At 71.9% G+C, this 7640-nt stretch carries 8 protein-coding genes and 1 other RNA gene; 4 read left to right on the top strand and 5 right to left on the bottom strand.

The window, feature by feature from the left end; genetic code table 11:
• Positions 1–165: 165 nt before the first annotated feature.
• The 3 genes from E1285_RS41510 to E1285_RS41500 all read right to left on the bottom strand — a co-directional run bounded on the left by E1285_RS41510 (position 166) and on the right by E1285_RS41500 (position 1546).
• Entirely contained in the window at positions 166–564 is a 399-nt protein-coding gene (locus E1285_RS41510; protein WP_132160187.1) for a hypothetical protein, read from the bottom strand.
• Between the two features lie 49 nt (positions 565–613).
• Positions 614–913 carry a DUF6191 domain-containing protein gene (locus E1285_RS41505; protein ID WP_243723421.1) on the bottom strand — a complete coding sequence of 100 codons (300 nt, stop codon included), beginning with the start codon at positions 911–913 and terminating at the stop codon, positions 614–616.
• A gap of 90 nt (positions 914–1003) precedes the next feature.
• Complete coding sequence (locus E1285_RS41500; protein ID WP_132160183.1) at positions 1004–1546, bottom strand: pyridoxamine 5'-phosphate oxidase family protein; 543 nt, start codon at positions 1544–1546, stop codon at positions 1004–1006.
• A gap of 126 nt (positions 1547–1672) precedes the next feature.
• Here E1285_RS41500 and E1285_RS41495 point away from each other — a divergent pair, with 126 nt between their 5' ends.
• The 4 genes from E1285_RS41495 to rnpB all read left to right on the top strand — a co-directional run bounded on the left by E1285_RS41495 (position 1673) and on the right by rnpB (position 4851).
• Positions 1673–2494 carry a Nif3-like dinuclear metal center hexameric protein gene (locus E1285_RS41495; protein ID WP_132160182.1) on the top strand — a complete coding sequence of 274 codons (822 nt, stop codon included), beginning with the start codon at positions 1673–1675 and terminating at the stop codon, positions 2492–2494.
• The gene (locus E1285_RS41490; protein WP_132160180.1) at positions 2491–3234 is read left to right on the top strand and encodes a C4-type zinc ribbon domain-containing protein; all 744 of its coding nucleotides are present in this window, start codon (positions 2491–2493) and stop codon (positions 3232–3234) included. The genes E1285_RS41495 and E1285_RS41490 overlap by 4 nt, the downstream gene beginning before the upstream one ends.
• Positions 3231–4352 (top strand): bifunctional RNase H/acid phosphatase, encoded by a 1122-nt coding sequence (locus E1285_RS41485; RefSeq protein ID WP_132160178.1) that lies wholly within the window; start codon positions 3231–3233, stop codon positions 4350–4352. Before E1285_RS41490 ends, E1285_RS41485 begins: the two co-directional genes overlap by 4 nt.
• Positions 4353–4454: 102 nt before the next feature.
• An RNA gene (gene rnpB, locus E1285_RS41480) (RNase P RNA component class A) lies at positions 4455–4851 on the top strand.
• A gap of 7 nt (positions 4852–4858) precedes the next feature.
• On the opposite strand, the gene E1285_RS41475 is transcribed toward rnpB, so the two are convergent.
• Together E1285_RS41475 and E1285_RS41470 are read right to left on the bottom strand one after the other, a co-directional pair.
• Positions 4859–6559, bottom strand: a complete 1701-nt coding sequence (locus E1285_RS41475; RefSeq protein ID WP_165966984.1) for a sialidase family protein — start codon at positions 6557–6559, stop codon at positions 4859–4861.
• Between the two features lie 111 nt (positions 6560–6670).
• Positions 6671–7414 (bottom strand): FCD domain-containing protein, encoded by a 744-nt coding sequence (locus E1285_RS41470; RefSeq protein WP_132160174.1) that lies wholly within the window; start codon positions 7412–7414, stop codon positions 6671–6673.
• Between the last annotated feature and the right edge of the window lie 226 nt (positions 7415–7640).

Below are 7640 nucleotides of genomic sequence, written 5' to 3'. Positions count from 1 at the left end.
GCGTAGGGGCGGGACTGGTCTGTCCAGGTCTGCCCGTCCCAGTAGCGTTCGCGGCCCATCCACTCTGGATCTGGGTACCACCCAGATGGTGTGCTCACCGGACCCGCCTCCCGTCAGGATCAGATCAAGGTTTGCGCACGCCGCGACACAGCGTCAACGGGAGGGTCACAGCTTCGGGGTGAAAGGTCGGCGATGTCGCGGATCGTCGGGCTCGGCGAGGCCGCGCAGCGCGGTCTCCACGAGCTCGACGGCCTGGACGAGGGCGACGAGGCGGGCGCCCTCGCGGCGGTAGGCCTCCAGGACGGACTCGATGCCGTGCGGCGGGACGACGTCCCCGAGGTCGACGCGGGCGGTCCGGAAGCCCTCGCGGGCGGCGTCGACGGACGCGCCGGCGTGGTGGCGCGCCATGCGGGCGAGGGCGATGGGGTAACGGCGCAGGACGCCGTAGCGCCGGTACTCGGGCGGGACCAGTTCGAGCAGCCAGGCCATGGCGGTGTCCTCGAAGCGCTCGGTGCCCGGTGGGTGCACCTGCGCGGGCCAGCCGGGCGGAACGTAGGTGCTCACAGCGTCAGAGTAACCCGGATTCGAACCTATGTTCGAGACAATTTGGACACTATTCGGGGGGCGGCGTGCGGCGGATGCGGATCTTGCCGGAATCCAGGTCGTCGCGGGGCGTGCCGGAGCCGGCCTGCTCGTGGTCGTCCTCGCGCAGGATCTTCTGCCGCTCCTGCTCCTCGACCTTGATCTTCTTCGAGCCCTCGAACGCCGACGCGAGGTCCTCGAACATGCCGCCGCCGAACCCGGCGCCGGTCTCGCCGTCGCCGCGGATCGCGCCCATCAGGGACGACCTGCCGGTGCCCTCGCGGGGCCATTCGACGATCTCCTGCTCGGCCGGTTCGGGGCGGTTGCCCATGGGCCGGCCCTTGACGCGCTTGCGACGCCGAAAGGGTGACTTCACACACTCTCCAACGCGATGAGTGTCCAGATTGATCCCGGCGGACGCTCAGGTCGTGAAAGACCACCGAGTGGGGGAACCGGTGAAGTCCCCCTGCCGGAGCCCGAACGCCGCCTGCGGCCGTACCGCCACGGTCGCGTTCACCTCGGGGTCCAGGAAGTCCACACGATATCGGGTCGCGTACTTGGAATTGACCAGGTCGATGAACCGCTGGAGGTCCTCCTGCCGGGTGAGGACCTCGGCGACGCCCTCGATGACGACCGGGTTCTCCGCCTCCTCGGTGGTCACCACGACCCGCGGGTTCGCCCGCAGGTTCACCAGCTTGCGGGACTGGGCGCTGCTGCTGAACAGCAGCGCCGCGCCGGACCAGGCGCCCCACACGGGCATGGCGTGCGGCCGTCCGTCCGGCCGGACCGTGCAGACCCAGAAGTTGCGCGCGGCGCGCAGCTGCTCCACGGCCCAGGACCATGGAAGCAGGCCGCTTCCCTCGTCCGGTCCGACGATGCCGTAGCCGGGCATGTACGGGCGTTCCGCCGCGGGCGCGACGGACTCGGCGGGTTCCGGTTCCGCTGCGGCGCCGGGAGCCGACATGGCATTCTCCCCTCGGTCGGGTCGTCCCTCGTGTGCTGTCCCCCGGGACATCGTCGCAGACCCCGAGGGGCCGCGGTGACGCTCGGTGGCTCGTTGGGAGCGGCTCGGCGCGGTAGCCTGCGGGACGTGCGCCTATCCCATGTCATCACGGCCCTGGAGGAGCTTTATCCACCCGCGTGGGCGGAGTCCTGGGACGCCGTCGGCCTCGTCTGCGGTGACCCCGATCAGGAGGTCGGCCGGGTGCTGTTCGCGGTCGACCCGGTGGCCGCCGTGATCGACGAGGCGCTGGAGTGGGGCGCCGACCTGGTGGTCACGCACCATCCGCTGCTGCTGCGCGGGGTGCACTCGGTCGCCGCGACCACGCCCAAGGGACGGCTCGTCCACCGGATGATCAGGAACGGGGTGGCGCTGCACACCGCGCACACCAATGCCGACCGGGCCGATCCCGGCGTGTCGGACGCGCTGGCGCGGGCGGTCGGCCTCACCGGCGAGCTGCGTCCGATGGTCCCCGCCGACGACGACCCGCGCCGCGGCCTCGGCCGGATCGGGGAACTGGGCGAGCCGGTCACGCTGCGGGAGTTCACCGGGCGGGTGGCCGCCGGGCTGCCGTCCACCGCCTGGGGAGTGCGGGCGGCGGGGGACCCCGGTCGCACCGTCCGCACCGTCGCCGTGTGCGGGGGCGCCGGCGACTCCCTGCTCGGCACGGCGCACGCCGCCGGCGTCGACGCCTATCTCACCGCCGACCTGCGGCACCACCCCGCGTCGGAGTCCACCGAGGAGGGCGGCCCCGCCCTGGTGGACGCCGCGCACTGGGCGACCGAGTGGCCCTGGCTCGCCGACGCCGAGCGGCGCCTGGCGGCGGTCTCACCGGAAGCGGGCAAGTTGGAGACCCGGGTGTCCACGCTCGTCACCGACGCGTGGCGCCTTCACGACGAAGGAGCACATTGAAAGCCGCACCGCAAGCCCAGCTCCGCCTGCTCGACCTGCAGGAGCTCGACGCCTCGCTGGACCGGCTGGCCCACCGCCGCCGCACGCTTCCCGAACTGGCGGAGATCGAGGGCCTGGAGGGACGCCTGACCGAGCTGCGCGACACGATCGTGGCGGCCGAGACCGAGGTCGGCGATCTGCAGCGCGAGCAGAAGAAGGCCGAGCAGGACGTCGACCAGGTCCGCACCCGCGCCGACCGCGACCGGCAGCGGCTCGACACCGGGCAGGTGACCTCCGCCAAGGACCTCAGCAGCCTGCAGGCGGAGATCGAGTCGCTGCAGCGCCGCCAGTCCGACCTGGAGGAGGTCGTGCTGGAGATCATGGAACGGTCGGAGGAGGCGGAGGGCAGGGTCGCCGCGCTGCGCGCCGAGCAGTCCGCCGCGCAGGACCGGCTCGCGGGGCTCGTCGAGCGCCGTGACGCAGCCCTCCGGGAGATCGACGACGAGGCCGGGACGACCAGCGCCGCGCGCACCGCCGTCGCCAAGGACGTCCCCGACGATCTGCTCGCCCTCTACGAGAAGCTGCGCGGCCAGTTCGGCGGCGTCGGCGCGGCCAAGCTGTTCCGCGGCGCCTGCCAGGGCTGCCACCTGGCGCTCAACACCGTCGACCTGAACACCATCCGGACCGCCGCGGAGGACGAGGTCATCCGCTGCGAGGAGTGCCGCCGCATCCTGATCCGGACTCCCGAGTCGGGCCTGTGAGCGGGGCCGCCGGGGGACGGAAGGTGGTCGTCGAGGCGGACGGGGGCTCGCGCGGCAACCCCGGCCCGGCCGGGTACGGGGCGCTCGTCCGCGACGCGCTGACCGGGGAGGTGCTGGCCGAGGTCGCCGAGTCGATCGGCCATGCCACCAACAACGTGGCCGAGTACCGGGGCCTGATCGCCGGGCTGACCGCCGCCGCCGAGATCGACCCGTCCGCCCGCGTCGAGGTCCGCATGGACTCCAAGCTCGTCGTGGAGCAGATGTCCGGACAATGGAAGATCAAGCACCCGGACATGATCCCGCTGGCGCGGGAGGCCAGGGGGCTGGCGCAAGGCCTGGGCTCGGTGTCCTACGGCTGGATTCCGCGGAACCGGAACGCGCACGCGGACCGGCTCGCGAACGAGGCCATGGACGCCGCCGCCCGCGGTGAGCACTGGGTCCGCAAGGTGGAGGAGACGCCGGGGGAGCCGGAGCCGCCCCCGTCCGGCTGGGTGCCGCCGTCCACCACCCCGATGACCACGGTCCTGCTGCGGCACGGCGAGACGCCGCTGTCGGTCGAGAAGCGCTTCGCCGGGACGAACGACGTCCCGCTCACCGCGAACGGCCTCGCCCAGGCCCGCGCCGCCGCGCTCGCGTTGAAGGACCGCGGCCTGGACGCGATCGTCACCTCGCCGCTGTCGCGCTGCCGCGACACCGCCGCCGAGGTCGCCGCCGTCACCGGGCTGGACGTCCGCGTCGAGGACGGCTTCCGCGAGGCGGACTTCGGCGAATGGGAGGGACTCACGTTCGCCGAGGCGGGCAAGGGCTGGCCGGCCGAGCTGAAGGCGTGGCTGGCCGACCCCGAGGTCGCGCCGCCCGGCGGTGAGAGCTTCGCCCACGTGTCCCGTCGCGTCCGCACCGCGCTGGACAAGCTGAAGGTCCGCCACCGCGAGCAGACCGTGCTGGTGGTCTCGCACGTCACGCCCATCAAGCTCCTGGTCAAGGACGCTCTGGGCGCCCCCATGCAGTCCCTCTACCGGATGCACCTGGGCGTGGCGGCCCTGTCGTCCATCGACTGGTACGCCGACGGCCCCGCCTCCCTGCACACGTTCAACGACACCCACCACCTACCGGCCTGACCCGTTCCAGGCCGAGCCTCTCCTAGAGGTTCGCAAGTTGACTTGCGAACCCTTGGGGTGCGTCAGTGACTTGCGCACCCGGTAGCCTTGGTGAACGGCGGACGAGTCGGCCGGGCGGCCGCGTCGGGGAGAGATCCCCGTCGAGGAAAGTCCGGGCTCCACAGGGCAGGGTGGTCGGTAACGCCGACCCGGGGTGACCCGCGGGAAAGTGCCACAGAAAGCAGACCGCCACCGGTCCGCCGGTGGTAAGGGTGAAACGGTGAGGTAAGAGCTCACCAGCGCCCACGGTGACGTGGGCGGCTCGGTAAACCCCACCCGGAGCAAGGTCAAGAAGGGGCTTCGCGAGAGGCTCCGCGCAGGTGCCCGAGGGCGGCCCGCCCGAGCCTGCGGGTAGACCGCTGGAGGCCGCCGGCAACGGCGGCCCGAGATGGATGGCCGCCACCCGCCGCCCCTCACGGGACGGCGGGCACAGAACCCGGCTTACAGGCCGACTCGTCCGCCCTTCCCTAGGATTCGATCCAGGGGAGGGTGAAGCGGGTGAAGACGATGCCGCCGGTGTTGCCGATCTCGTAGAGGTTGCCGACGGAGCCGTCGGCGAGGACGGCCATGGTGGAGTAGCCGGCGGCGCCGGGCTTGAGCAGGGCCGCCTCGGGCCAGCTCGCGCCGTCGTCGCGGCTGACGCGGACGGTGAGGTCGTTGCGGGCGGTCGCGGCGTTGTTGCTGTGCAGGGCGACGTTGGTCAGGGACGGGGTGCCGGAGGCCGGGCGCAGGTAGGAGATCTCGTCGCCGTTGCAGGCGGGGTCGATCAGGCCGCTGTTCCAGGCGGTTCCGAAGGCCGAGGTGACGTCCGGGGCGGTGGCGTACCAGCGGTCGCCGCCGCCGTTGGAGCGCATGTTCTGGGCGATCCGGCCGGTGGAGCGCTGGACGGCCTTGCTCTCGTTGACGCCGGTCGCGGCGGACGTCCCGTTGTGCCAGGTCGCGCCGTTGTCGTCGGAGTAGATGTTGGACGCGTGGTCCACGCCCCCGGCCTTGTAGACGATCGGCTGGACGAGGCGGCCGGAGGCGAGCTGGATGCCGTGGCCGGACGAGGCGAACATGCCCGCCCAGGAGGGATGGCGGACGTGCGGGTTGAGGTCGACCGGGGAGCTCCAGGTGGCGCCGTCGTCGGTCGAGGTGATGTAGCGGATGTGGGTGTTGTCCGGCGCGGTCGTGGAGGTGTCTCCCGGGACCGAGCTCCAGAAGCCGATGCCCGGCCTGGGGGAGTAGGTGAAGAAGACGAAGACCTTGCCGGTCTCGCGGTCCACGAGGATGCTCGGGTCGCCGTAGCCCTGGGAGGTGCTGGACGGCTTCGCGATGATCTTCGGGTGGGAGAAGGAGGCGCCGCCGTCGGTGCTGCGGGCCATCGCGAGCTGGATGTTGTTGGTGCCGCCGCCGAGGTCGTAGCTGCCGTCGACGCGGGCGTCCGCGACGGCGATGACCGTGCCGTTGCCGGTGACGCCGAGCGCCGGGATGCGCACGGATCTCGCGGCCTTGCCGAGCCCGTCGATGACCGTGGACGTGGTGAGGATGGTCTGGGAGTTCATGCCGGGCCGCCCGGACGCCAGCCCGCAGCCGGACGTGCCGGAGACGGTGTCGCTCCAGGAGCCCGACGAGACGTCGAAGGTGTAGGGGGTGCCGTCCGGGACCGTCCAGAAGAGGCCGTTGTGGCCGGAACCGGCGGGGACGGTGACGGTCCAGGGTGAGCCGCTGCGTCCGGGCCAGGCGACCGTGAACGTGCGGGAGGACGCGGAGCGGTTGTCCAGGATGAGGCGCAGGCGGTGCGGGTCGCCGCAGTCCATGGTGGCGCGGACGCTGAGCGCGTTCGAGCAGTCGAGCGTGCCGGTGCTGGTCTGGTCGAACCCTTGCGGGGTCGTCGTGTGGAACGTGTAGTTCGTGCCGGACGGCCTGGTGAAGTGGAAGTGGGCGCTGTCTCCGGCGGCGGCGCGGGTGGTCCAGGAGCCGACGCCGGGCCAGGTCAGGGTGAATGTGGTCGCGGCGGAGGTCTGGTTGACCACGGTCTGCTGGATGCGGCTCGACGTGCAGTCCTGGGTCACGACGGCGGACTGGCCGGCGGCGTGGGCGGGGGCGGCGGTCACCAGTGCCAGGGCGGTGATCGCGGCGACCGTGATGGCGCGGATGCGGGTGCGGGTGCGGGGGGACGTGGGCATGGGCCTCACCTTTCGACGGGACATAGGATGTAGGATGTCCGTCGTGGGATGAAGCTAGATGCGGCGGCCGGGGCCGTCAAGACCCGGGTCGCGTTTTTCCGTGCCGGGTCCTCAGTCCTCCGTGCCGGTGTCGTCGCGGGCCCGGTCGAGGCGGACGCGGATGCCGCGGAAGTGCGCGGCCATCGCCGGGGCGGCGGCCTCGCGGTCGCCCGCCCGCAACGCCTCGTAGATGTCGCGATGCCGCTGGGCGACGTCGGCGGCCTCCTGCTCGACGGGCGCGAGGTCGTGCTGCAGCGTCCGGTACACGTCCCAGAACGCGCTGAGAAGCTGGTTGACGATCGGGTTGGCGAGCGGCTTGTAGAGCAGCTCGTGGAACATCCGGTCGGTCTCCGGTGTCACCAGCCCGGCCGCGGCCTCCTCGTCCATCCGCCGCATGATCTCGTCCAGCTCGGTGTTGCCGGCGGCCAGGCCGCGGTCGATGACCTGCTCGACGAGGCCGCGTTCGAGTACCTCGCGGACGTCCACCAGGTGGGCCAGGTCGTCGCGGCCCTGCCGCTTGGACATGCGGGCGTGGAAGGTCAGCTCGTCGACGAGCGCGGCGAGCGACATGCTGCCGACGTACATGCCGAAGCCGTGCCTGATCTCCACGATGCCGACCGCCTGGAGGGCCTTGAGCGCCTCGCGCAGCGAGTTGCGGCTCACGTCGAGTTCCTCGACCAGCTCGAACTCGGTGGGCATCGGATCGCCGGCCGCCAGGCCGCGCTCCAGGATCAGCTGCTTGACCCGCTGCTGCACCTCCTCGGTCCGGCTGCTGCGGCCTCGCGTCGCACGTCCCCGCGTCCGTGCTGCGGTCATCGGCTCACGCTCCCCATCCCCGTCGGATTCGTCCCGCCGGATTCGTGCACTTCGGATTCGTCCGTACCTGGCTCCGGTGCGGCCCGGCACTTGACCTCGCCGGTGCCGACGCCTACGGTACACCGACGAACGACGTTGGATGTCCTACCTCCCGTCCGACCTGCGTCGGACCCCATGCACGGCCCATCACGGACCCCCACCACGGACCCCCAGCACGGCCCACCAC

Source organism: Actinomadura sp. 7K507, assembly GCF_004348425.1.
In the GTDB taxonomy this organism is placed as follows: Bacteria; Actinomycetota; Actinomycetes; order Streptosporangiales; family Streptosporangiaceae; genus Spirillospora.
Note: the sequence above shows the minus strand (reverse complement) of the source record. Positions and strands in the feature narration are given on the sequence as shown.